This is a genomic window from Nostoc sp. UHCC 0302 (assembly GCF_038096175.1).
Lineage (GTDB): Bacteria > Cyanobacteriota > Cyanobacteriia > Cyanobacteriales > Nostocaceae > UHCC-0302.
In genome coordinates, this window is sequence record NZ_CP151099.1 from 5,273,997 (window position 1) to 5,299,553 (window position 25,557).

The 25,557-nt window shown below is 41.1% G+C and carries 18 protein-coding genes; 12 read left to right on the top strand and 6 right to left on the bottom strand.

The window, feature by feature from the left end; translation table 11 throughout:
- Positions 1-36 precede the first annotated feature (36 nt).
- A complete protein-coding gene (gene glyS / locus WKK05_RS22905) occupies positions 37-2,217 on the bottom strand; it encodes a glycine--tRNA ligase subunit beta (RefSeq protein ID WP_341525370.1) in 2,181 nt (726 codons plus the stop codon).
- 1,363 nt (positions 2,218-3,580) lie between these two features.
- Between glyS and WKK05_RS22910 the strand changes: the two genes are divergently transcribed.
- The 5 genes from WKK05_RS22910 to WKK05_RS22930 all read left to right on the top strand — a co-directional run bounded on the left by WKK05_RS22910 (position 3,581) and on the right by WKK05_RS22930 (position 8,485).
- Positions 3,581-4,870: a glycosyltransferase family 4 protein gene (locus WKK05_RS22910; RefSeq protein WP_341525371.1), complete on the top strand. Its 1,290-nt coding sequence runs from the start codon at positions 3,581-3,583 to the stop codon at positions 4,868-4,870.
- A gap of 545 nt (positions 4,871-5,415) precedes the next feature.
- Entirely contained in the window at positions 5,416-7,005 is a 1,590-nt protein-coding gene (locus WKK05_RS22915) for an efflux RND transporter periplasmic adaptor subunit (protein WP_341525372.1), read from the top strand.
- Positions 7,006-7,476: 471 nt separating this feature from the next.
- Entirely contained in the window at positions 7,477-7,731 is a 255-nt protein-coding gene (locus WKK05_RS22920; protein WP_341525373.1) for a hypothetical protein, read from the top strand.
- Positions 7,700-7,957 (top strand): hypothetical protein, encoded by a 258-nt coding sequence (locus tag WKK05_RS22925; protein WP_341525374.1) that lies wholly within the window; start codon positions 7,700-7,702, stop codon positions 7,955-7,957. The genes WKK05_RS22920 and WKK05_RS22925 overlap by 32 nt, the downstream gene beginning before the upstream one ends.
- 81 nt (positions 7,958-8,038) lie before the next feature.
- Entirely contained in the window at positions 8,039-8,485 is a 447-nt protein-coding gene (locus WKK05_RS22930; protein WP_341525375.1) for an RpiB/LacA/LacB family sugar-phosphate isomerase, read from the top strand.
- Positions 8,486-8,748: 263 nt separating this feature from the next.
- On the opposite strand, the gene WKK05_RS22935 is transcribed toward WKK05_RS22930, so the two are convergent.
- Positions 8,749-10,695 carry a heavy metal translocating P-type ATPase gene (locus tag WKK05_RS22935; RefSeq protein ID WP_341525376.1) on the bottom strand — a complete coding sequence of 649 codons (1,947 nt, stop codon included), beginning with the start codon at positions 10,693-10,695 and terminating at the stop codon, positions 8,749-8,751.
- Positions 10,696-10,832: 137 nt separating this feature from the next.
- Here WKK05_RS22935 and WKK05_RS22940 point away from each other — a divergent pair, with 137 nt between their 5' ends.
- From WKK05_RS22940 to WKK05_RS22955, 4 genes are all read left to right on the top strand, one after another.
- Positions 10,833-10,982, top strand: coding sequence for a hypothetical protein (locus WKK05_RS22940; protein WP_341525377.1), 150 nt, complete (start codon positions 10,833-10,835; stop codon positions 10,980-10,982).
- Positions 10,983-10,985: 3 nt separating this feature from the next.
- On the top strand, positions 10,986-12,095 hold the full coding sequence (locus WKK05_RS22945; RefSeq protein WP_341525378.1) for a precorrin-8X methylmutase: 1,110 nt from the start codon (positions 10,986-10,988) through the stop codon (positions 12,093-12,095).
- A gap of 512 nt (positions 12,096-12,607) precedes the next feature.
- Positions 12,608-16,471 (top strand): DUF4912 domain-containing protein, encoded by a 3,864-nt coding sequence (locus WKK05_RS22950; protein WP_341525379.1) that lies wholly within the window; start codon positions 12,608-12,610, stop codon positions 16,469-16,471.
- 333 nt (positions 16,472-16,804) lie between these two features.
- Positions 16,805-17,020, top strand: a complete 216-nt coding sequence (locus WKK05_RS22955) for a hypothetical protein (protein ID WP_341525380.1) — start codon at positions 16,805-16,807, stop codon at positions 17,018-17,020.
- 121 nt (positions 17,021-17,141) lie between these two features.
- Here WKK05_RS22955 and WKK05_RS22960 read toward each other — a convergent pair whose 3' ends face one another.
- From WKK05_RS22960 to WKK05_RS22970, 3 genes are all read right to left on the bottom strand, one after another.
- Entirely contained in the window at positions 17,142-18,038 is an 897-nt protein-coding gene (locus tag WKK05_RS22960) for an ABC transporter ATP-binding protein (RefSeq protein ID WP_341525381.1), read from the bottom strand.
- Between the two features lie 153 nt (positions 18,039-18,191).
- Positions 18,192-19,148: an aldo/keto reductase gene (locus tag WKK05_RS22965; protein WP_341525382.1), complete on the bottom strand. Its 957-nt coding sequence runs from the start codon at positions 19,146-19,148 to the stop codon at positions 18,192-18,194.
- A 179-nt stretch (positions 19,149-19,327) separates the two neighbouring features.
- Positions 19,328-20,086, bottom strand: coding sequence for a sterol desaturase family protein (locus tag WKK05_RS22970; RefSeq protein ID WP_341525383.1), 759 nt, complete (start codon positions 20,084-20,086; stop codon positions 19,328-19,330).
- A gap of 1,234 nt (positions 20,087-21,320) precedes the next feature.
- Here WKK05_RS22970 and WKK05_RS22975 point away from each other — a divergent pair.
- The 3 genes from WKK05_RS22975 (at position 21,321) to WKK05_RS22985 (ending at position 24,899) form a co-directional block, all read left to right on the top strand.
- The gene (locus WKK05_RS22975) at positions 21,321-22,328 is read left to right on the top strand and encodes a polysaccharide deacetylase family protein (protein ID WP_341525384.1); all 1,008 of its coding nucleotides are present in this window, start codon (positions 21,321-21,323) and stop codon (positions 22,326-22,328) included.
- 416 nt (positions 22,329-22,744) lie between these two features.
- On the top strand, positions 22,745-24,046 hold the full coding sequence (locus WKK05_RS22980; protein WP_341525385.1) for an NAD(P)/FAD-dependent oxidoreductase: 1,302 nt from the start codon (positions 22,745-22,747) through the stop codon (positions 24,044-24,046).
- Positions 24,047-24,086: 40 nt separating this feature from the next.
- Positions 24,087-24,899, top strand: coding sequence for a glycosyltransferase family 2 protein (locus WKK05_RS22985; RefSeq protein WP_341525386.1), 813 nt, complete (start codon positions 24,087-24,089; stop codon positions 24,897-24,899).
- Between the two features lie 149 nt (positions 24,900-25,048).
- Here WKK05_RS22985 and WKK05_RS22990 read toward each other — a convergent pair whose 3' ends face one another.
- A complete protein-coding gene (locus tag WKK05_RS22990) occupies positions 25,049-25,384 on the bottom strand; it encodes an EamA family transporter (protein WP_341525387.1) in 336 nt (111 codons plus the stop codon).
- Between the last annotated feature and the right edge of the window lie 173 nt (positions 25,385-25,557).

Here is a 25,557-nt window from a genome sequence, read left to right on the forward strand (position 1 = left end):
ATTAGCAAAAATTACACAACTTTTTGTTGCTCTATGCTACAGATTTTTGACGATCGCACCGAAATCAGCCAGTATCCGGGCATGATTGCGAACTAATCCTAACAAATTTAATCGATTATGCTTGATGTCTGGATCGGAGTCCATCACTAAAACACTATCTGCGCCATCAAAAAAGTTACTTACAGTCGGAGCAATTTTTGCTAGTGCTGCCACTAACAGTTGATAATTGCGTGTTTCAAGTGAAGCTTGTGTTTGTGGTACTAAATCCACTAAAGCATGATATAAAGCCCCCTCAGAAGCCTTTTGGAATAGTTCTTGACGGACTACATCTGCTGGTTCTAGCTGTTTGGTATCCAAATCACCTTGTGCGGCTAAGCGTGTGGAACGGTTAACGGTTTCGTAAATGTTATCTAAGGTGCTGTCGTTGCGAATTTGTTGCAGATATAAGGCGCGATCGCGTACATCTAATAAATCCTTTAATGCTCGTTCTGTATATTCTGGGTCATTTTCTCCCAAAACGGCATTTACTAAATCGTAATCTATCTGCTTTTCTTCTTGCAGCAGGGTGCGGATGCGTTGTAAGAAAAATTCTTGTAACGCTGCAATTAATTCGGCTTGATTTTTATTATGGTCTGCTGCAAAATCTGTGGCTATTTGCTCCAGTAAATTTTCTATATTTATAGGCAGATTCGCTGACCATGTAATATTGATTACAGCATTTGCTGCCCGCCGCAAAGCAAAGGGATCAGATGAACCTGTGGGGATTAATCCTAATCCAAAGATGCTTACTAATGTATCTAACCTATCTGCCAAACCCACAACTTGACCTGTGAGGGTTTCAGGTAAAATATCATCGGCTCCTCGTGGCAAGTAATGCTCAAAAATTGCTGTAGCAACTTCTGTATTTTCTCCATTAGCTAAAGCATATTTTTGTCCCATTATGCCTTGCAATTCTGGAAATTCATAAACCATTTGGCTAACCAAATCAGCTTTACATAGCAAAGCGGCTCTTTGGATTTTCTGACGTTGATTTTCCTCTAATTGTAGTTGAGTCGTAATTTGTGCAGCAATCTTGCCAATTCTATCGACTTTGGCGCGTAGAGAACCCAAATCTTCTTGGAATGTGACTTTTTCTAACTGTGGTAAAAAGCTATCTATTGGCTTAGCTAAATCAGCTTCATAGAAAAATCTACCATCAGCTAAACGAGCGCGAATCACTCTTTCATTACCAACAGCAATAATATCTGATTTTGTTATGTCACCGTTAGAAATAGTGATAAAATAGGGAAGTAATTCTTTGCTATTTGCTGTTTTAAACACCGGAAAATAACGCTGATGGCTTACCATAACTGTGGTAATTACCTCAGTTGGTAAATTCAAAAACTCTGGTTCAAACCTACCGACAACTGATGAAGGATATTCCACCAAGTTAGTAACTTCTTCTAATAGATTGGGATAGATTTCTGAATACCCATTTAACTTTTGTACAGTTGATTGAACTTGCTCTTTAATAATATTAGCTCGTTGATTAGCGTCAACTGTCACAGAAGCTTGACTTAAAGTTGTAACATAATCAGTCGCGTGCGTAATTGACACGGGTTCTGGATGTAAGACACGATGACCTTGAGAGATGCGATCGCTCTGAACTCTTTCAGAACCATTTACTAATTCTATCGGCAAGACTGTCTCATCTAACAAAGCTACCAACCAGCGAATTGGGCGAGAAAACTTGGCATCCCCATTTCCCCACCGCATCAACCGCTTACCTTCTAAACCCCAAATCCATTGAGGAATCAGTTCTGTCAAAATTTCTGCCACAGGACGGCCGAGAATTCTTTTTTTTACAAAGACAAATTCTCCCTTGTCTGTAGGACGAACTTCCAAAGCATCAACTTCTACTCCCTGTCTTTTGGCAAAGCCTACTGCTGCGGGTGTTGGTTTGCCATCTTTAAAGGCTGCTTGTGCGGGTGGGCCTTTAATTTCCTCTTCCCGATCTGGTTGCTGGGATGGTAAACCTTTAATCAGTACCGCTAAACGCCGAGGAGTACCGTAGACTTCTACACTTTCACTTATGAGGCTATTTACTTCCAGACTTTGGGGAATACGCTTTTGCCACTGTGCCAAGGCTTCACTGAGAAAGCTTGCAGGTAGTTCTTCCGTACCAACTTCTAATAAAAACGCTAAATTCCCTAATTTTTCAATACTTTTCAAACTCATGATCGCTATGCTACACAAAAAATACACAAAATTGATTCAGACAAGTATGTAGCAGTGCATTTTAAATATAAAATGATACTTAATTTGCTACAAGTACTTCGTACTAAAGGCATACCATACCATCTTTACATCAAAAGTTCTTAGAGTAATACTCCTAGACTTATCAACATATACCTACCTTACAGTTTACCTCTGGGAGTTCTCCAAAAAAACGAAGCATCAAGGGTTTGAACTAAAGGTTTAAACGATAAGAAAGATTAGAAGTTTAGGAATATAGAAATTTTCGGTGAGATGAGTATCAACTTAATACTCCTTTAATTACTGAAAATAAATAGTTATATTATTGAACACGAAATTAGAAGCCATTTATCAACTAAAAATAAAATCACTGTAGCGTATCCATTGCATTGTAAACTTTCCCAAAGTTGTTGCAACTGGTGAACTAGCGCACCTAAGTTGGTTTCCTTCTCTAAGCGACTGGTGTTAGCGCAGCGTCTCGCAGATAAAATCACCCATACCCCAGGGAGAAGCCAGCTATGCCTTAGTCTCCTATATGAGAAGAGGGTTGTGTTCAACGCATATATTTCGATATAATTCGTCAGAAAAAACATTTTTATCAAGTGATTAAAGTGCCACTTTGTCTAGTGGCACTTAATGCTTAAGCTTTAACACTAGGGCATTTATAATCCGCTGCTTGGGCCGCGTCCCCTACTTAAGATTTACTACTGTGAACGCGAAATTATATCTCTTTGAGAACTCTTTTAATTAAATGTAATTTAGATAACTATTTTTGCCTAAGTGTAATTAATTAGACAATAATTTTAAAGATTTTATTAAGTAAAAGTATAAATTATCAACATGGGCTTGAATATAATGCTACAATTCCCGAAGTGTTAATTAATGCATAAGTTTTAGAATAAGCTAAAATCACAACTGCTGTCATGATCCCAGTAGCTAAATCTGATGGCTATAGGAGCATAAAATGTCTATAAAAGCTAGTATTTCAATTTTCAAATGTGTAATATGCAGTACATAAGTTCCTTTTCAAAATCTACTTGAGGGAATAATAAATAAATATTTACGGCAATCCTATTTCATAGAAAAATTCTCACTGAATGATGTAATAGAAATAGCTATGTCTATTTAAATACGAGATACGGCTTCCTAATTTTAACTGAAAAGAAACCAAGTTGAAAGCTTGTATTATCAAGCTTATACTGCTATAAAAATTATGTTATTTACAATGAAATGCTCTCATAACTTTTTAATAGTCTTTTGCATAAATAGTACAGTCAAGCCTGAAATTAAAAATAAATCTCTCAATCTCAGGCTGTCTTAACGGCAGAAAATTTACAAATAGCTCATGCACATTCTGATTTATTCCTACAATTATCATCCAGAGCCAATTGGAATTGCTCCCTTGATGACTGAACTGGCAGAAGGACTAGTAGAGCGTGGTCATGAAGTGCGTGTAGTTACAGGAATGCCTAACTATCCAGAGCGCGAGATTTACGATGGGTATCGAGGTAAGTGGTATGTTACTGAACAAAATAATGGCGTTACTATCCAGCGAAGTTACTTAAGGATTAAGTCTAAACCCAACCTGTTAGATCGGTTGCTATTGGAGTTAAGTTTTGTTTTTACAAGCTTGCCGCAAGCATTCAAAGGCAGACGTCCTGATGTGATTCTTTTAACAGTCCCGCCTCTATTAGTAACGATACCTGCAACAATACTTGGTTGGTTATACAACTGCCCAGTTGTGCTGAATGTGCAAGATATCCTACCAGATGCTGCTGTGCGCGTCGGTCTACTAAAAAATAAGTTAATGATCCGAACTCTTGCAGCCTTAGAGAAATTTGCATATCGGGCCGCACACACCATTAGCGTTATTACTAATGGATTTAGTGAGAATTTAGTGAATAAGGGAGTACCTGTTAATAAGATTGTTTGTATTCCCAATTGGGTAAATGTAAATTTTATCCGCCCTTTACCAAAAGAGAACAACCCGTGGAGATATAACCATCAATTAGATGGGAAATTTGTGGTATTGTATTCGGGTAATATTGCGCTGACTCAAGGGTTAGAGACAGTAATTGAGGCAGCAGTTCGCTTGCGTCACATCAAAGAAATTGTTTTTGTTATCGTCGGCGAATCGAGAGCATTGCAAAGGTTGCAGGAATATTGCCTATTAAATGGAGCAGATAATGTTTTGCTGCTACCGTTACAGTCACGAGAAAAACTCCCCCAAATGTTAGCAGCAGCTGATGTGGGGCTAATTGTCCAAAAATGCAATGTGATTTCGTTCAATATGCCTTCAAAAATACCACTGCTGCTAGCAAGTGGTCGCCCGATTGTCGGTTCGGTTCCTGCTACTGGCACTGCTGCTAAAGCAATCCAACTTAGCGGTGGTGGGATAGTTGTTGAGCCAGAATCACCTAGTGCTTTGGCAGATGCAGTCCAGGATTTATATACTAATCCGGCTCTGGGAGCGAAGTTAGGTAAAAAAGGCAGACACTTTGCTGTAGAAAATTATTCTTTGGAGCAAGCACTTGATCGGTATGAAGGGCTATTTTCTCATGTTGTTGCTAACCGATCATCAACTCTAGATATTTTGCCACAATTGGATACCCAGCAATCAGTTGTAGATATTTGAAAACGGGCAAGGAGTTGGTAATAGGCAATCTCAGCCTACTATGACGCAAAGCGATCGCAATTCGCAAATAAAGACAAAAAACAAAATATTTATTAAGCTATCAACTGCTCCTTTATACCAAATAATCTCTGGATATGGTTATAATGCAAGCAAGTGCTTACATATGCGTGCAAGCGTTTGCATAACTGTTATGGAGAAATTAGCATCACAGATGATTGATTATTCCTCGTCAACGTAGATGATATTGGCTAGCGCTTCCTCCTTGATTCAAAGCACAAGCTTTCTACATCTGCATGGGTATAATAAATTACAAATATAGAAATCATACAGTAATTGCAGAGTGTATAAATTATCAATATTTGTTGCTTTGAACGCTAAACCAACTGAACAATAACACAAATACTTAAGCGTGTATAGTATCTATGTACACAAAAAAATCATTTTCCATATTGGTAAAAAATGGCTAAAAAACTATCTCTTTAAAGAATGCTTTTTCAGCCAAGAGTAGATTGCCAAAGTCTAAATCTAAAAGCCGAGAAAACAAGATGTCTCATTCTGATTTTCCTGAGTCCCCAGCACCCATTGAAAAAGAACAACCTGCTGTTACTGATTCCAATCAGATTCAACAACAAGATTCTCTGCCAGAGCAAAAGCAACCGCCTAAGCAACCTCAAAAGCAGCGTTGGCCACTAATCTTAGGAATAGTTTTGTTAATTGCAGGTCTTGGTATTGGTTGGCGCTGGTGGCAAACTAGCAGCGCCAATAATGCACCTCCAGGAGCTGCTGCTGGTAAACCGGTGGGAATTCCCGTCAAGCTAGCAACTGTGGAGTCTGGAACTGTGCAGGACAGCGCGGATTTTATTGGCTCTTTAGAGGCTCCACGTTCAGTACCAATAAAGACGCAAATTGGAGGAAGAATTACCCAAATTATCTTCAAAGAAGGCGCACGCATCCAAAAAGGACAAGTTTTGATTACCATCCAAAGTGATGATGCCGAAGCCCAGTTACTACAACGGAAAGCCGCACTCGAACAAGCGCGTGCTAATCTTGCCGAACTTGAAGCAGGTACTAGAAAAGAAGAAGTTGCTCAAGCCAAAGCGCAATTAGATCAAGCCCAAGCAAAATATCAAGATGCTTTAACTGGATCTCAGCCACAGCAAATTCAGCAGGCTGAAGCTCAAGTTAATTCCGCCAAATCTGATCTAGAACTGGCACAAGCACGAGCAACGCGATATACACAATTAAGAAAAGAAGGTGCAGTTTCCCAAGATGCTTTAGATGAATACCTCAAAAATCAACGCAGTGCTGAAGCAGCGCTGGTTTCATCTCAAAAAAACTTAGAAAATCTCCGCAAAGCTAGAGAGTCTAGCATCAATGAGCTAGCTGCGGCTTTAGAACAACAAAGACAAAACTACAGGCAGCAAGTGAACGGCTCTCGCCAAGAAGATATTGCCCAAGCACGAGCGCAAGTAACCCAGGCAGCAGCTCAAGTCCAGTCAGCTCAAGTCCAGTTGGGATACACAAAAGTCCTAGCTCCGTTTACGGGTATTGTAGGTGATATTCCAGTCAAGGTAGGACAGTATGTCAACCAAGGAGATCAACTCACTACACTTACCACAAACGACTCTTTGGATCTGAATATATCCGTTCCGCTCAACCAAGCCAGAAGGTTACGCTTGGGGTTACCAGTGCAAATGCTGGACGTTCAAGGTAAACCCATAGCAACAGGTAAGATCAGTTTTATCTCCCCAAATGCCAGTTCAGATTCACAAACAGTTTTGGTGAAAGCTAACTTTGGTAACTCCCGGAATCGACTGCTAAATCTTCAGTCAGTGCAAACCAGAGTCATCTGGAAAGAACGTCCAGGAATTAAAATTCCAGTGACAGCAGTATCTCGCTTAGGTGGAGAAACTTTTGTGTTTGTGGCTCAAACACCAGAAAATCCCAAACCAGGAGCGCCAACTATGGTAGCTCAGCAAAAACTTGTGAAGTTGGGAGCTATTGAGGGAGAAAATTATCAAGTTCTCCAAGGATTGAAAGCAGGAGAAAAAATTGTTGTTTCCGGGATTCTCAGTTTAACCAATGGCGCTCCGATCGCGCCTGCAACTGAAGAAACTGGTAGTCCGAAACCCTAATTTTTTTGATATCGGTGTACTTCATTCATCTGAAAATCGGGCGTTGCGTTTTGTGGGATGGGTTGTCTGCCTGTCCCTTGTATTTTTGAAGGGAGCATGAGAGTGGGGGAACCTTGGACTGGTTTTAGTGCAGTATCACTCAAAAAACCTCAAAATTTTTTCTCAATTATTTTGACGTTAAATATCATAAATATGAACAAATAGTGCAGACTACTTTTAGAGGGCGAAAGCGTGAACCGTCTTCAATGACCCCCACCCAGCTTAGGCTGAGGTGGGGGAGTGGTCGGAGATAACCCGACCGTAGCTGCGAATAGCTCAGCGGATGTTTACGGATCAGACACTACCAGTTACTTCTCTCGACTGGGTTATTTGTGAGGGGATGGAATCTTATCCAGCGAGGTTTAGGCTCGGACACACCGTAAGCATTGAGCTAAGAGACATTAAGTTTTGGGATTATCTCTCTAACAACTTATGCAGCGAATTTCAGTTCTCAATCCAGATCATAGTCCTGCAATGCCAACAAAACTTCAACGCGCCGAACGTTGGGTCGAAGAAGGTAGAGCAGAATGGGTCTACACCGATTTGCGGATCAAGGCAGTTCGACTGTTGTCTGAACCGTCAGGACGCGAATCTCACTTCTGCACCGTTTGTGATTGTTCGTCGTCCACCTATTTCAAGAAGACAGCTTCACTTGATGGTTCCTTCTATTGGGAATGTACCCCGTAAATATGGCGGAACAACCACGCGACATGGATTCAGAAAGGGGGATTTGGTCAAAGCAGAGATGGCAAAACGAATCAGTATTGGATGGGTGAGTGGCGACACCACTCGTCAAATTAGTGTTTCCGATTTTGATTGGAAACGATTGGGGCAGTTTACTGCTTCTAAAGTTCAGTTGATCCGACGCGCAACGGGTCTACTGGTTTCGTGTCCACAGAGATTGTCAGTTTAGCGGCTCGACGCCGCTAAACTGACACTCAAGCATCCTCCCCCACAGTAGTGCGCTCTTGATGGGGGTGTCTCGGAGAAATTGATGAAAATTGCTATTGGCAGTGATGAACGTACAAACCTTACCAACAGGGTAATAGAAGAACTTCAACAGCGTGGACATGAAGTTTTACCCTTCGGTTCCCTAGCCGAGAATGATTCAGAAGTTGATTGGCCTGTCAGCAGTAGTAAGGTGGCTTTGGCTGTAGCAAACAACAAAGCAGATGAGGGTATTGTCTTTTGTTGGACTGGCACAGGTGCATCCATTGCTGCTAATAAAGTCTCTGGGATACGTGCAGCTTTGTGTCATGATGCTGAAACTGCTCGCGGGGCGAGGATTTGGAACCACGCAAATGTTTTAGTACTTAGCCTGCGTGCTACTACAGATGCGATCGCAAAAGAAATATTAGATGCCTGGTTTAGTACACCTTATTCTGATGATCAGTGGAATTTACAGCAAATAGAGCGGATTAAACAGTTAGAAGAAAAGTAAGATTCTCAGGTAGCAGGGGAGCATACTTCTCTACGAGAGGCTGCACCCTAAGCGCATCTATGCCGCAGGCTTTACGGCTACGCTCAGTGACCGAGGAGCATACTTCTCTACGAGAGACTGCACCCTAAGCGCAGCTATGCCGCAGGCTTTACGACTGCGCTCAGTAACCGGGGGAGCAGGGGAGATATACTTTCGAATTCAATCATCACTGTTTAATACTTGTTCAATTTACCTCAGAACTTCGCCCCTCTGCCTCCTACTCTCTACTTCAGTAATCTTAAACCACTCAAAGTAACTAAAACTGTGGAACCTTCATGCCCAATGACGCCGATGGGTAAGTTGATATTTCCTAAGAAGTTGCCAATTAAAAGCAACATAATAAAACTCAACGCTACCACTATATTCTGTTTGACTACGGCTTGCGATCGCCTACCTAAATGTATCGCCACGGCAATTTTCTCTAACCTATCTGCCATCAAAACTATATCTGCGGTTTCCAATGCCACATCACTACCCGCCCCTCCCATTGCTATACCCACAGATGCTTGAGCTAGGGCAGGTGCATCATTGATCCCATCCCCCACCATCGCCACAGTTTGATACTGTTGCTGTAGACGGCGGATGACATCTAACTTATCTTCTGGCAGAAGTTGAGCATATACGCGCTCAATTCCCACTGCTTGAGCGACGCTATTAGCAGTTTCCTCGTTATCTCCAGTTAACATAACAATTTGCTCAACTCCCAGTTGCTTTAAGCGAGTAATGGTTACAGCAGCTTCAGTTCGCACCATGTCTGCAATTGCAATTACACCCATCACCTCTGTTCCCTGCTCCCTGCTCTCTTGCCCCTCTGCCCCCCTGCCTCCACTCGCTACCCAAACAACAGTTTTACCCTCTCGCTCTAAAGATTGAACTGTTTGCCGCAATCCTTCCGGTAAATTAGTCACATACTGCTGAACAAAAGCGGCGTTCCCCACAATTACCTTTTGCTCTTTAACGATTCCCTCAATTCCCTGTCCGGGTATGGCTTGCACTTCAGTTGCACTAACCCAATCCAAATCACTAGCTGCTTGCACAATTGCCTTAGCAATAGGATGTTCAGAATAGGATTCCACCGCTACTGCTGTTTTTAATACATCTGCTTGTGTGTATTCACTAGTTGAAATCACTTGGAATACTTTTACCTGCCCTGTTGTCAGAGTACCAGTTTTATCGAAAGCGATCGCCCGAATTTTGCCAATCTTCTCTAACTGCGCCCCATTTTTAAATAAAATCCCCTGTCTTGCACCGTTGGCAATTCCCGAAAGTAGGGTTGGCATAATTGCAGCCATCAGCGCACAGGGAGAAGCTACCACCAAGAAGGTAAGGGCGCGATAAATCGTAGTTTCCCAGTCCCAACCCCAGAGGAATGGCGGTAAAATTGCTAGTAATACCCCAGCTATGACAATTACTTTGGCATATCCCCGCTCAAAGCGATCAATAAATTCTTGGGAAGGAGGTGCTTCTGTCTGCGCCTGTTCTACCAAACGAATCACACGCTGAATTAAACTGCTTTGGGCTGGTTTGTGTACTTTGATTTGTAATGCACCATAGCCATTAAGTGTACCTGCAAATACTTCTTCACCCACGGTTTTCTCTACAGGTAAGGACTCGCCTGTAATAGCAGCTTGATTCAAGGTGCTGAAACCAGAGACAATGATGCCATCGGTGGGAATTAGTTCTCCAGGTTTAACGACAATCTCATCACCCACGTTTAACTGGCTGATGGAAATATCCTCTTCTCTTCCCTGACGCAAAACCCTTGCTGTGTCTGGAGTCAGGCTCATTAGACTGCGGATGCTACGCTCAGTCCGCTGCATGGCATAGCCTTCTAGTGCGCCACTAATCGCAAAGATCAGAATCAAAATTGCCCCATCAACAATTAGATGATATTCCCTTTGCCATAATCCCAAGCTAGCAGCACCAATCGCTGCCACAATCATCAGCAAATCTACATCGAGTTCTTTTTCTTTGAATAGGGTAGTCAGCCCCTCCCGCGCACTTTCGTAGCCGCCAATTACATAAGCGGCGGGTAGTAACAGCAGTGCTAACCCCAACCAACCAAGATGCAAAGCGAACCATCCGAGAAATAGCAGCAAGCCACAAAGCAAGGCTGCTAAAGTATCTGTGTGTTCTTTGGTGAATTGGGTAAAACGCTGGGGGTAGAGCATGAGAGTTGAATCACAGGGACTCTCTCACACTAAACCTTGACATCAATGTTAAGGTCAAGAGTGTGGCAAATAAAAATGAGGGTAGCAATATAGAGCAGAATCCCTATCTGATTAGTTGATTTCAATTGTTGTAATCAGTGAAACTGCCTTGGCAACAAAGAATTTTATGCTCAAGCGTATGTGGAAAAATTGGTAACACTGGTTTACCAAGGTTGCATGAAAATGCACCGCCATCTCTTCAGACTGCTTGTGGAGAATTGCAAAGAATTTTGCCGTTGTTGGAGTAAATCATGAACGCTGCTTGCTTAACCATCAAAGAACTTACCAATGCAGTTGGCAGTGGGATTACACCGCGCATGGTGCGACACTACCATCAATTGGGACTGCTACCGCAACCAGAGCGATCGCCTAGCAACTACCGTCTCTACAACGATAAAGATGTCATCAGATTACAACGGATTGTGGCACTTAAGCAGCAAGGGTTCCAACTAAACCATATTCGCCACATTTTGGAAGTAGAACCAGAAACAGACACAAATGTCAACCTGATGACGCAACTTCAGCAGCAATATCGTGCAGTAATCCAACAAATTTCTCATCTACGGCAAACAGCATCAGCATTAGAAGGATTATTGGGACGCGATCGCCATTGTCAAATTATGCAAGCTGAGGTGCTAGCCCAACTCAAGGTACTAGACGTAGAAACCCAAGTTGGACTGGGAGGACTAGAAAAACTGTGGAGTGGGTTAGATGCTGGAGTTCATACGCATTCAGAAGCTTTTGTTGAATCGTTACAACGCTTACTACCTGATTTGTCTAATCGTTCGGAGATTGAACAACACTTAATTTCTCAGTTGGTTTTGGCTTGTGGTGACGTTAGTTTAGTGTCGTTTATCAAGTTAAGCCGAGGTGCGATTGCAGCCAGTCGAGAAGCACTAAAATCAGGCTGTCAGATTGTTGTAGATATTCCCACGGTAGCTACTGCCTTAGATCAAACCCGATTAGTTCACTTGGGATGCCAGATTACAACTTTAATTGATAATCCTCACATTACAACTGCTACAGAGGCAGAACTGGAATTTTGGCAGCATCAAGAATGGCGAGAAAAATTGCAGCAAGTAACTCCGGGTTGTGTGCTAGTGGTTGGTTATGCTCCCTCAGTGCTGATAGCTATCTGTGAAGCTATTGCCAACAAACAAATTCACCCTGCACTAGTGATTGGAATGCCTATTGGCTTTAGCCACGCTCCCGCAGCCAAGCGGCAACTAATGCAACACGAAGTTCCTTTTATTACAGTAGAAGGTACTTTGGGAGGTGGCTTGTTAGCTGCTACTGCCCTGAATGCCCTAGTGGAGTCACTGATTGATAAACCAGATTGTCATTGTTATCTCAAGGGCTAGGGAGTCGGGGTAGAGACGCGATTATACTCTTACGAGAAGCCGCACTCCCTGCGTCTACGCGTCTGTGCAGGGAGTGGGGGAGATGAGGGAGATAAGAATAATTATTTACTAGTCCTCATTCCCCATTACCCCTTATCCCCAGAGGGGGCCCCGAGTTCCCCAATCCCCAATGCCCTATTTCCAATTGTTAAATAATATTTAATTTGTTACACTTTACCAGTTTTAGTAATTCAATAATTCATAATTGCGGCGATGAGCTACCAATGTGGTATAAGTTGCGCTATAAATTCTAGAAGAATTTTCAGTAGATAGACTCTAGGAATTAAAGTATCAATTATCATGCTATACAAGCTTAGTGGAAGTATAAATTTATATTAAGTAGATTGAGAAATTAGTAGTAAAGATAACTCAGATGTATAATTAGCCCGTCTCCTCCATAATTCATAAAAAGATAACGATTTAGGACTGACCGGGTTTCTATTTTTACTTTAATAAGGGGTAATAAGGGGCATATGAGACAACAAGAAAAAAAAGATAGTTCGATAGTTAGTCTGGCATTATGGCTCGCCTTAGCTACAACCCCTATGGCAGCAACTGTATTGGTATCGGCTCCTATGCTGGCACAATCTACACCAGAAACTCCCGCTTTTTCACTGCCACAAACAGTGGAAAATGGAACGACAGTGCGGATTGATGGTTCAAGTAGCTTGGCTGTAATTAACCAAGGCTTGAAAGATAATTTTGAAAAACAGTTTTCAGGCACAAAGGTAGAAATTGCGGCTAACGGTACTGATGCGGCACTGAAAGCTCTGTCAGAAGGCAAAATCGATATAGCAGCCATTGGTCGTGGCTTGACGCCAAAAGAAAAAGCACAAGGTCTAGAACAAGTCCGCCTCCGCCGTGAGAAGGTTGCAATCATCGTTAGTACGGAAAATCCTTTCAAGCAGAGCTTGACCAGTCGGCAATTTGCCCGGATTTTCCGAGGCACAGTTACAGATTGGTCGCAAGTGGGAGGTACTGCGGGTAAAATTCGGTTAATTGATCGCCCAACAACGAGCGATACCCGTGAAAACTTTCGTGATTATCCTGCTTTCAAGGCGGCTAAATTTGCTACAGGCTCGAATGCTACTCAAGTCGCTGAGGATAATACCGCAGAAATCGTCAAACAACTGGGCAAGGACGGCATCAGCTATGTATTAGCTAATCAGGTGTCAAAGTTACAAGGTGTGCGAGTTCTCAAATTACATCAAACCTTGCCAGATGATCCTAAATATCCCTTCTCACAACCTTTAGTTTACGTTTACAAAAAGAATCCTAGCCCCGGCGTCGCCAGCTTTCTTGGCTTTACGATCGCACCACCAGGGCAAAAGGCTATAGAACAAGCTAGAACTTCCCAAGCAGAAGCGATCGCTGCCAGCCTAACGCCAACAGCTACTCAGCCTACGCCAGCAGCGACAACTTCCCCCAGTGCAGAAACTACACCTGCACCTAATGCAACTGCTCTTGCTAGCCAAGAACCGTTTGTGGCTCCGGCGACAGTCAAACCAGTTGTAGTCAAGCCAATTGTGGATAGAGAAACACCATTTTGGTTGTTGCTACCTTTATTTATTACTGGCGTAGGCGCATTATTACTGTGGTGGTTCCTTGGAAGACGCCCATTGCCAACTGAAAAAACAGACGATTTACCCGAATCAACACCTAATCCGCCTAGCTCAGAAACTAAAGTAACGGCAACGTCTACCACTATTGTTTCTCCCCCCGTTAAAGAAGCGATCGCCTCTGGTAGTGCGCGAGCTTCTGAAGGAACCAACACAATTGCTCAAACACCATCTAATGGAAGAGAGAATTACACTCAGGCAACATCAAATCTGACACAAAAGGCAACTAACGGCGCTTCTAACCTTGAAGGTACAACCCCGGTTGGAACTAATGGATCATCTGTCTTGACAGGAGCGGCTGCTTTAACTGGAGCAGGGGTAGCTCTCAAGTCTGGGATTTCCGAAAATGGGAGACAAACCAAACCAACTAATCAGACAACAAACACTCCTGCTGTGGATAGAGTTGCTTCTGAATCTGGCGATGTTGCATGGGATATAGAAGCACCTGCGGCTGTCGTTAATACTCCATATCCCCAACTTCCTAGTATTCCAGAAGAGGCAGCTAATGTGGAATTGCCTTCACCTGAAGTTACAGACTCAATTGGTGAATCACCAAATGTGTCAGGAACTGCAACTAATACAGGGATGGCATTCTTGCTTCCAGAATTACCAGAAATATCAGATTTGACATCTGATATTTGGGATTTAGATGATACTGAAGAACCTACAGAGGAAGAACTTCAGGCAGAATCAAATTGGCTAGAGAATACCACGCCTACAGAAGATGCAGCCTCAACAGACGATACAGAAACAAGTATTCTATTTAACATTTACGGCAAAGACTCCGAAAGAGAAACAACTGAGGAAACACAAGAAAACAGTATTTATACTGAATTAGCATCACTCGATTCTAGCGATCTGTCTGCCACAGAAGTTACAGCCTCGCCTGCTAATCTGTCAGAGGAGTCATTCAATCTGGTAGCAGACACAGCTGAACCTACAGCCGATTTGCCCGAGGAAGTATCTCAAGCAGAGTCTGCCCCAACAGCAGATATTACTGAACCCAACTCAGCAGACTTGGCAAGCGCTGCTACTTTAGCAGCAGGTGCAGGGATTGTCGGGTGGGCGGCTACCCCTTATGGCGTTGAAGAAACTTCTGAATTAGATATTCCAGCAAAAACTCAAACTCCAGTTGACAATCTACCAGTAGTAGAAGAGACTGCAACATTACAAGATATTGATGAGAGCAGTATTGTCCTCATAGCCAGCAGTTCTACGTCGGCTAACATCTCTTGGCAGATTTCTGACACCACCAAGCAAACACTCCAGCAACAAGGAGGCTCGCAATTGGTAGTCCGGCTCTATGATGTAACTGGAATTGACTTGAGTTACCAGAGTCCCCAACTTGTGCAGCAGTATGAATGGGAGGGGGGAACACAGGAACGCTCTGTGGCAATTCCCGTGAGCGATCGCGATTACATCGCAGAAATTGGCTATGTTACAGATGACAATCGCTGGTTGTTGATAGCTCGTTCAACAATTGTTCGTGTGTTCAGCCCTGTCAATACAGACACCACGGTGGAAAATGCATCGTTATTGGGCGAAACAGCCATTGCCTTGGTAGATGCAGATGAGGAGAACAGTATTGTTCTCACACCCAGTAGTTCTACCTCGGCTGATGTGTCTTGGGAGATTTCTGATACTACCAAGCAAGCACTGCGCCAACAAGGCGGCTCACATTTGATATTGCGGCTTTATGATGTAACTGGAATTGATCTAAGTTATCAGGCTCCGCAACTTCTGCAACAGTATGAATGCGAGGAGACAAGACACGATGGCTACGTGATAATTCCCGTGAGCGATCGCGATTACATGACTGAAATTGGCTATCTCACAGATGACGATCACTGGTTATTCATAGCCCGTTCAGCAATTGTTCGTATCTTTAGTCCTGTCGATTACACCACGACGGAAAATGCATCTTTATTAAGTGAAACATCTGCTGATTTAGTAACCGCAGATACAGATACCACGGTAGAAAATGGCTCTTTATTGGGTGAAACAGCTGGGGATCTAGTAACCAAAGATACAGACACCGCGGTGGAAGATACATCGTTCTTGAGCGAATCACTCTTTGGCTTGGTAAATGCAGATACTGATACGACAGTAGAAAATGCATCGTTATTGAGCGAAACAGGTGTTGACTTGGTAAATGCAGACAAGGAGAGCAGTATTGTTCTCATACCCCGCACTCCCAAATGGGCTTATGTCTCTTGGTACGTCTCCGACAGCAAGAAGGAAGCGCTGCGGCAACAAGGTGGTTCGCAATTGGTAATCCGGCTTTATGATGTGACTGAGATTGACTTGAGTTATCAGAGTCCCATGCTGATACAGCAGTATGAATGCGAGGACGTAACAAATGATCGCTTTGTGGCGATTCCTGTGAGCGATCGCGACTATATTACTGAAATTGGCTATGTCACAGATGACAATCGCTGGTTATCCATAGCTCGTTCAGCTATTGTTCGTGTCTTCAGTCGTCCCAACGGAGATTTCTGGTTTGTCGCAGATGCTGAATTGATTATCCACGGAGCAACGCAACCAAACACAAACGTCACAATTGGTAGCCATAGCATCAAAATTAAACCAGATGGTACTTTCCACTTACGTATTCCCTTTTCAGATGGCTTAATTGACTATCCCATAACAGTAGCTGCTAATGGAGAAGACGCTAAAACTATCCATAAGAAGTTCTCTCAGGAAACATCAGAAAGTTAGGAGTTAGAAATACAGACGCGACGCCAGTCGCTACAACGGGGAGCCACTGCGTTGGACGGTGAGTGCAGCCACACGTGCGGTGAAACAGCCCGATCTTGGGGTCTCCCCAAGTAGAGGGACTGCTGTTAGCGCAGCGTAAAGCCTTCGGCATAGCTTCTCTACGAGACGCTAACGCGAACGCTTAGAGCGAGGCACGAGCGTCACCCGTAAGGGCTTTGCCGCCGTTAGCATCAGCGGTAGCGACGGAGGAGCGTCGTGGACTGCCGTTAGCGTAGCGTAAAGCCTTCGGCATGGCTTCTCTACGAGACGCTAACGCGAACGCTTAGAGCGAGCTTGCGTTCGCGCAGCGTCTCGCAGAGAGCGTCACCCGGAGGGGTTCCCCGACTTGTACCCCTACGGGGAAGCAAGCTACGCACAGCGTCTCCGACAGGAGAAGCAAGTGGCGTGGAAACCCCCCTGACGCTCGAAGACTCGCTAACGGGTTCACAGTCGCCTGCGGAGGGAAACCCTCCCGCAGCACTGATTCACCGCAATGCGCTGGCTCATTAATCGCGTCTATACGGGAGTTAAGAGTTATTAGTTTTTGACTCTTAACTCTGGCTTCGTGTTTTTGTGTTTTCGTGATGAATAAAATTTATTTTGTAACCGCAAAGACACAAAGTAAAATTACTTAATTTGTCGCTTGCGTTACCTCCAAATAAATATGCTCTAAGCGCACAGGCTGACGTGCGATCGCATCAATTGTTATTCCTTCAAACCGGGAAATAATTTCCTTTAATTCCAAAGGTTCTGGTAACCAAAAAGCCAACTCATTACCATAACGTCGCGGTGTGAAACCATACTTTTGGGCGCAGGCGATCGCTTGTTCTTCCTGTGGAGTCTGCACTACCAAAATTTCTGCTGCTGGAATCAAAGTGCGTAACTCGGCTAAACTTCCTTCAGCCAAAATCTGACCATTTTTCAAAATCCCGATTCTCTGACAAAGACGCTCGACTTCATCTAATAAATGTGTCGTGAATAAAATCGTAATTCCCTGATTTTTCAGTTGCCGAATCAACTCCCAAATTTCGTATCGCGCCTCAATATCTAACCCAGTAGTTGGTTCATCAAGAATAACTAATTTCGGCTGATGTACTAAAGCTACTGCAATATTCAACCGTCGCTGCATCCCACCACTGAGAGTTTCTACCGGACTTTTGGCTCTGTCTAATAGGTTTACAGCCGCCAAAGTTTCTTTTATCTGTTTCTGGCGTGTTTTTCGGTCTAATCCATAAATATCAGCAAAAAATTTAAGATTCTCCTCACAAGATAAAGTCTTATACAATAAATTTTCTTGAGGTGCAATACCAATTATTTTTTTAGTCACCTGAGAAACAGGCTGATTATTAATTGTAATATCACCACTATCAGCTTTAAGTAAATTACAAACAATATTAATTATCGTTGTCTTTCCGGCTCCATTTGCGCCGAGCAAGCCATAAATTTCTCCAGATTCAATATGTAGATTCAAATTTTTTAGAACATTTCTGAGTTTATAAGACTTATTTAAATTTTGAATTTTTAACATAGTTGCGATTAACTTTTTCCTAAAAGGGATTGGGGATTAAGATTAGTAATTAGCTAATAGTTTTTTCCAGTCCCCAGTACCTTAATTGATATTTTCCTGCTTCAGGGCATGACGAGCTAATTTCACAGACAATAACATTGGAAATGAGTTAATTTATGTATCCCAAGCGCTCGCTTCATTCAGCAAATTGATAGAGGTTGGGTCAAGTTTAATATCTACTGCTTTGATAATTTGGTTTAGCTGCTCAACTTTTGTTGCACTGACAATAGGAGCAGTAATGCTAGGACGCGCCAAGAGCCATGCCAAAGAGATTGAGGTAGCAGTAGTATTATAATTTTTTGCCACCTCATCAATTGCCTCTAGAATTCGCAAACCACGACTATTCAAATATTTCTTTATAGAACCAGCACGGGAACTATTAGATAAATCTTTTTCTGAGCGATATTTTCCTGAGAGGAAACCACTAGCGAGAGAAGAATAGCTAATAACACCAATTTCATTTTCTTGGCTCAGTTGTTCCAGTTCCTGCTCATAGTCAGCTCTATCATACAAGTTGTAGAGGGGCTGAAGACTTTCATAGCGAGGATATCCATGCTGCTTACTGATTTGCAATGCCTGTGACAAACGGGATGCACTATAGTTTGAAGCACCAATTGCACGCACTTTTCCCTGAGCAATTAATTCCCCATAGGTTTCGAGAGTTTCTTCAATGGGAGTGTTTTGATCATCGATATGTGATTGATATAGATCAATATAATCAGTTTGTAACCTATGCAATGAGTCCTCAATAGCTTCTTGGATGTGTTTCCGGGAAAGCCCTTTGCCTTTAGCACCCATGTCACTACCAACCTTAGTTGCTATCACAATTTGGTCACGTTTACCACGCTGCTTGAGCCATTTCCCTAAGATTGTCTCAGACTCTCCACCCTGATTTCCCGGAGCCCACTTGGAATAGACATCAGCAGTGTCAATAAAATTACCTCCTGCCGTTATAAAGTTATCTAAAATCTCAAATGCAGTATCTTCATCAATTGTCCACCCTAAGACGTTACCGCCAAAAGATACAGGTGATACTTCTAGTCCTGAACGTCCAAGTTTGCGTTTTTTCATAAAAACTACACTCCTTGTTACCAAGTCTTTGCTCTTTTGACCAAGTTCTACTCTACATTTTGATTATGGTGGATAAGAGTCGGTATCCGAGCAGGTGAAAATGTAAATCTACCCTAAGACGGGTGATAACAAAAACTTTCCTTTACTCTTAAAGTGACAATCTCGAAGATGTTGAGAAATTAGAACTCGCTTACATGGAACTCATTTTCATAATTAGGGTGTTGAGTACCAAGTAACTTGTCCCAAAACGTGAAGTACAAACCGTAATGCACCATATACTTACGATGATGTATTGAATGATGCATAGCACCTATGAACCATTTTCCTAGCCACTGGCGAGTAGATGACGCAGGTAATAGTTCAAATCCTAGATGAGTTACCACTGCCCATACTGTCATGGTCATAAGTATGACTAACAAGGTAATGAAATGGAGTGGAATGATAAAGATTACAGCCACAAAGAAAAGTGCTTGTATAATCGCCTCTGGCAAGTCGAATGCGAAGGAACTCCAAGGTGTCGGCTCTCCTGAACGGTGGTGTCCAGAATGCATCCATCTGAAAATCAGAGGATGGTGAAACATCCGGTGGATAAAGTAAAAGTAAGTATCTTGAAGAATAAGTACAGCAACAAAGCTAGCTACTAAGTACCAGAGTCCGTATTTGTGTAAGTCAGTGTATAAGAGGCTTGCTCCCAAACCATGCTCTGAGATGAACAGCGCTGTAAAAGCAGCAAAGACTACTGCCGAAAGAATCGATAATTCAATATCTTTTCGGATTGTTCCACCCATTGGCGGCTTCAGACGTAAACTCTGTTTAGCAACAGACTGCCCCAGAACTAAGTAGAAAAGCAAGTACGCTCCTCCAGCTATCAAAAAGTAGCGGGCAAGAATAACACTGAAGAAAGCAAACCAGTAGAACCAGAATGAGTGGTTACTCAATTTAAATTTTCCTTATTTGAATCCAGATAATATTCTGAAAAATTTATCCTGCTTCTGCCTTGCCCAAAGGACATATACGCCAGAATTCAGGCGTAGGGAGTGTGTTGGTGAGCCAGCACGGTGAGTCCTCTTAAAGTTCGCCTAGCCTCTCTGAAGGACATAGCAATTGCCGTTCAGAATCCGAAGTTCTCATCTAAGGAAGCTTCTGTTACAAAGTTCAGACTTTTTTGAAGGCACAGCGTTTTTGGCTCCACTCATAATTCAGGAGTAAAACAGGCTTTATGCCTAGTTTTTAGACCTAACTGATGTACTTAACTTTTCTTGGAATCCGCTGTAAATCGTTTTTCGGTCAGCTTACACTTCAATGTTCTCAAAAACTTTCGGCCCAAGTTTAAACAAATTTAGAGCAGACTATCTACTGTAGTGAGCAAGAAGTCTGTATCTTCAAGATTACTGCAAGCTGAAATACTTGTTTGACTGTTTATGGAATACATTTAAGGATAATAAAGCACACACTTTTAGTAATAATAACTAAGTTGAGACTCTTTAGTACTAAGTAACAGTTTATTATTTTTAGGTTGTTATCAAGCAACTTGCTACCTTGATAAAAAAAGTTATATGATGATGCTCATCTAAAGTTATCTCTCTTCTTGATTGCAAAGGTGGCAAAGAAAGAGACTGATAAAATTAAAAGCTTTAAGGAAATCTTACACATTTCTAAAAAAAAATCATAGATTTTGTTACTAGGATGTGATAACTGTATCAAAAAGATTTAGTAAAAGAACGTGAAATTAATGTAAAGTATTGCCTTAGTTAGTTAAATATATGTATTGTTAAAAGTGGCTTTTATAACAAGCTCTAATAAAAAATGCAACATTTTGCAGCTGAACTAAGTAAAACTTGGAGAGTTAGAAAAAAATTTTGCATCGTCACAACTTTAGTTAGTGTAAAAGTACTTTAACTCCAAGCATCAAAATTTATTTGGTTGCACCCAAAATGCCACATCATACCTTTATTGGGTAATGAGCCAAGCGTCTGTGCAGCTAAGTTCTGACTTTTTCAACGTACTTCTTTGGTGAATGGATGTGTGCTTTTCAGTAGACTCTTGATTGGGGCCATTTTTTAAAATTATTTTTATCTATTCAAGACTGAATAGAAATTTTTCATTATAAATGAAATCCTTAATACCCCTTCAAATCTTGAAAAAACTACTAGGAACTTGTACCTAATTCCGATGAAAAACGTTGTACATCTGCATAGTCAAATCTCCAAGCAAACGCTTAAAACCAAGCCAACATCAAATAAATCAGTAGCTAGTCTTTCTTTAGACTTAGATAATCTCTGGTGTTATCTAAAAGATAATGGCGAGCAGGGTTGGCAGACTTTACCCTCTTATCTGGATATCGTTGTACCCCGTTTCCTAGATGTTTTCAAGCAACTGGATTTGACAATTACAGTTTTTGTTGTAGGTCAGGATGCGGCTATTAAAAAGAATCATCAGGCATTACAAGCGATCGCAGCCGATGGTCACGAAATTGGCAATCACTCCTTTTACCATAACATCTGGTTAAAACAGTATTCAGAGAGTGAGATTGAACAAGAGTTAGCACTGGCTGAAAAGCATATCCAGCAAGTGACTGGCCAACGCCCCATCGGTTTCCGAAGTCCTGGTTACAGTTTATCTTCTACAGTATTGCGAGTTTTAGCACGTCGGCAATATCAATATGATGCTTCTACTTTTCCCACATTTTTAGGCCCATTGGCACGGGCATACTACATGACGACCTGTAAGTTAAGCGAGGAAGAACGCACGAAACGCAAGGCCTTGTTTGGTAGTTTCAAAGACGGCTTACAAAGCCTCAAGCCATACCAATGGTGTATGGATAGCAATGATCTGATTGAGATTCCTGTTACCACTATGCCGATTTTCAAAGTGCCAATTCACTTCAGCTACCTAATGTATCTGAGTACATTTTCTCCCGATTTGGCGTTGCTTTATTTCCGAATCGCTCTTTGGCTGTGTAAAGTTACAGGCACTCAGCCTTCTTTACTACTACATCCTACAGACTTTTTAAGTCAAGAAGATGTACCAGAACTATCATTCTTCCCTGGTATGAAGCTTCCTACTTATAAGAAGCTTTTAGTATTGCGTAAAGCATTAAAGCTTCTATCCAATCAATTTACAGTTTTGCCTCTTGGACAACACGCTCAACTGCTAACTAGGGTTCGTCAAGCTGTTTAAATACAATAGAATTCAGGAGGAAACAGTGTGGTATTGGGGACTCCTCAAGTGGAGAAACTGCTGTTCAAAATACAAAAATTAAATAGGCTTTGAGACATAGTTTATGTACTTTAGTTCATCAACTACAAATATGCTGTAGATCACAATGCAAAGAGTTAAAACATAAGCATTGATACAAAAAATATATGCATACTATTGTCTAATATTATCAAATTGTAGACAGATAATATTTTGGTAACACTTACTTAAGTACGCCATTAAAGTACAACTAATATAAATCTTGAACCTAGCGATATCTAATAAAAAATAAGTACTGAGAAGGATATTTTTTTGGCTTGAATATCTCATTATAATTAATAACATTGAGAACTTCTTCATATGAGTTTTAAAAACTAAAACGCAAATATCTTAGATATATGAATATTGGTATTATTGGCGGAGGTATGACAGGGCTAGTACTAGCTCAACGTCTTTCAGAGTATGGTCATGTAGTCACTGTTTTTGAGAACAACAAGCAATTAGGTGGGCTGACAACTTACCATGATTATGGGTCATTTGTTTGGGATCGTTTTTATCACGTCATCCTCCCATCTGATACTCATTTAATAAATTTTATTAGAGATGTTGGGCTAGGAAATAAGCTGCGTTGGCGCGGAACTTTAACAGGATTCTACGAACAAAAAAAGTTTTATTCTATTAGTAATGCTATTGAATTTCTGAGGTTTCCACCACTGAATTTTATAGACAAGATAAGGTTGGCTATAACTTTATTATATGGTTCACGTATTAACAACTGGCGGAGCCTCGAAAAGATTCTAGTAGAAGATTGGTTATTGAAAATTAGTGGGAAAGGCACTTATGAGAAGTTATGGAAACCATTACTGTTAGCCAAATTAGGAGATAATTATAAGCGTATTTCAGCAGTGTTCATTTGGGCTTATATCAAACGACTCTTTTCAGCTAGGGATTCTTCTTTAAAAAAAGAGCAACTTGGTTATGTTGTTGGTGGTTATAAAACTCTTTTTGACCATTTAGAAAAACTAATTTGTTCTAATGGAAGTCAGATTCACACAGGTGTAGCAGTAAAACACATTGCTCCTCATCCAACAGGTGGAATTTGGGTTGAATTTCAAGGTAAAAAAGAACATTTTGATAAAGTTATTTTTACTGCTCCAGTCAATATTTTGCAAGAAGTTACTGCTAATGAGCTGGTAAACATTTCAAGCGATCGCAACTCAGTAGAATATCTAGGAGTAATCTGTATGGTTCTGATTACTCGTAAAGCATTAGTTCCTTATTATGTTGTGAATATTGCCGACAAAAATATTCCTTTTACAGGGATTATTGGTATGAGCAACTTAGTTGGATTGGAAGAAACAGCAGGATATCACGTTACATTTCTACCGAAATATATTCTCTCAAGTGACCCACTTTTAAAACAGCCTGATGATGAATTGCGTCAGCTATTTTTCCAGGGAATACGTCTAATGTTTCCAGAACTTAAAGCAGATGACATCGTTGCAGCACATATTAATCGAGCTACTAAAGTGCAACCATTACAAGTATTAAACTATTCAACTTTGGTTCCCAAGGTGAATACTGAAAACGATGATTTTTTTGTACTCAATACCTCACAATTTATCAATGACAGTGTTAATAATAATGCTGTTGTGCGACACGTCGAAGAATTTTTGCAAAAATCTGCATTCCTGAATTAGTGAAAGTTGAATTGCATCTTAAACTTTAAACGAGGTACTTATGACTCTTTTTATCCTCTTACCTGCTTATAATGAACAAGAATCAATTCCGCCTTTGTTCCAAAGGTTTCACTTCTTACAAAATGTCTCTAACATAGATATACAACTGATTCTTGTCGATGATGGTAGTACTGATACAACTGCTCAAGCTGCTTTGGAACAATCGCAATTGCTTGGTTTATCGTTAAAATTAGTACAACATTCAAAAAATGCTGGTTTAGGTCAAGCAATCAAAACAGGTTTCATAACCTTCTTAGAAGTTTCTCAAGAAGGTGATTTCTTAGCCACTATGGACTGTGATAATACTCAACCGCCAGAACTACTAATGAAGATGTATGAGACTACGGTGGCTGGTGGCTATGATATTGCGATCGCATCTAGATATCAGAAAGGTTCTAAAGTTGTTGGCTTATCGGCTTTGAGACTGCTAATGAGTTATGGCGCTAGTTGGCTATTTAGAATTGCAGTCCCTATATCCGGTGTCAAAGACTATACTTCCGGTTACAGAATCTATAATCGTTCTTTGCTTATTAATCTTTTTGAGTACTATCGTAACAATTTATTCACAGAGAAGGGGTTTGCCTGTATGGTAGATTTACTGCTTAAAGCAAAGGTATTCAAACCGAAAGTTATTGAAGTTCCAATGGTTTTGAGATACGACCAAAAGCCAAGTGCTAGCAAAATGAAAGTAGTTAAAACTGTTGCTCAAACACTGAAGCTGCTATCAAAAAATCTATTATTCGTTGAGAAAGCTAACAATTTAGGTAAAGCGTACAAAAACAAAGAGAGAGAGCAACTTATAAATAAAGCTTAAAAGATAAAATTCTAAACCTCTTTCCTAAAAAGAAAGAGGTTTAGATAAGACTTTCCCAAATACTGTGAAAAGTCAGATAAATTATAGGCTATCAACAACAAATTTTCAAAATTAGTAGAGGTTGCATCTACAATAAAAGCACTCTCTGATTAATTATAATTTAATGTGAATATACCAAGACCAATTAACAATAGAGCAAAAATTTGCTTAGCGCCAAAAGCTTCTCCCCAGAGTAAGTGAGCTAAGAAAGAGACAACAACATAGCTAATTGCAACAGTTGGGTAAGCAACAGAAATTGGTATCTTTTTAAGACAGTATATATAAAATAACGCGGCTACAAAATAAGACAGTAGCCCTACAAAAATATAGGGTTGTAAAAATAAATTTAGTTTACTTCCAGAACTTTGTACAGCTCCTGCTTTAAGGCAAAGTTGTCCTCCAATTCCAATAATAATTGAAGCCAATAATGCTAAGTAAGAATTCACTTTATTCTCCTCTCTAAAATTTACTATTTTAATAAAAAAGTTTGTTTTAATATAATATATTATTTTGTATATGCAATTAAATTCTATATTATTTTACAATACTCTAAATAGTATATAAACACAAATTTTATATTGAAGGGGAAAGCTAAGAGGAGTCTTAAAGTTTTAATCCC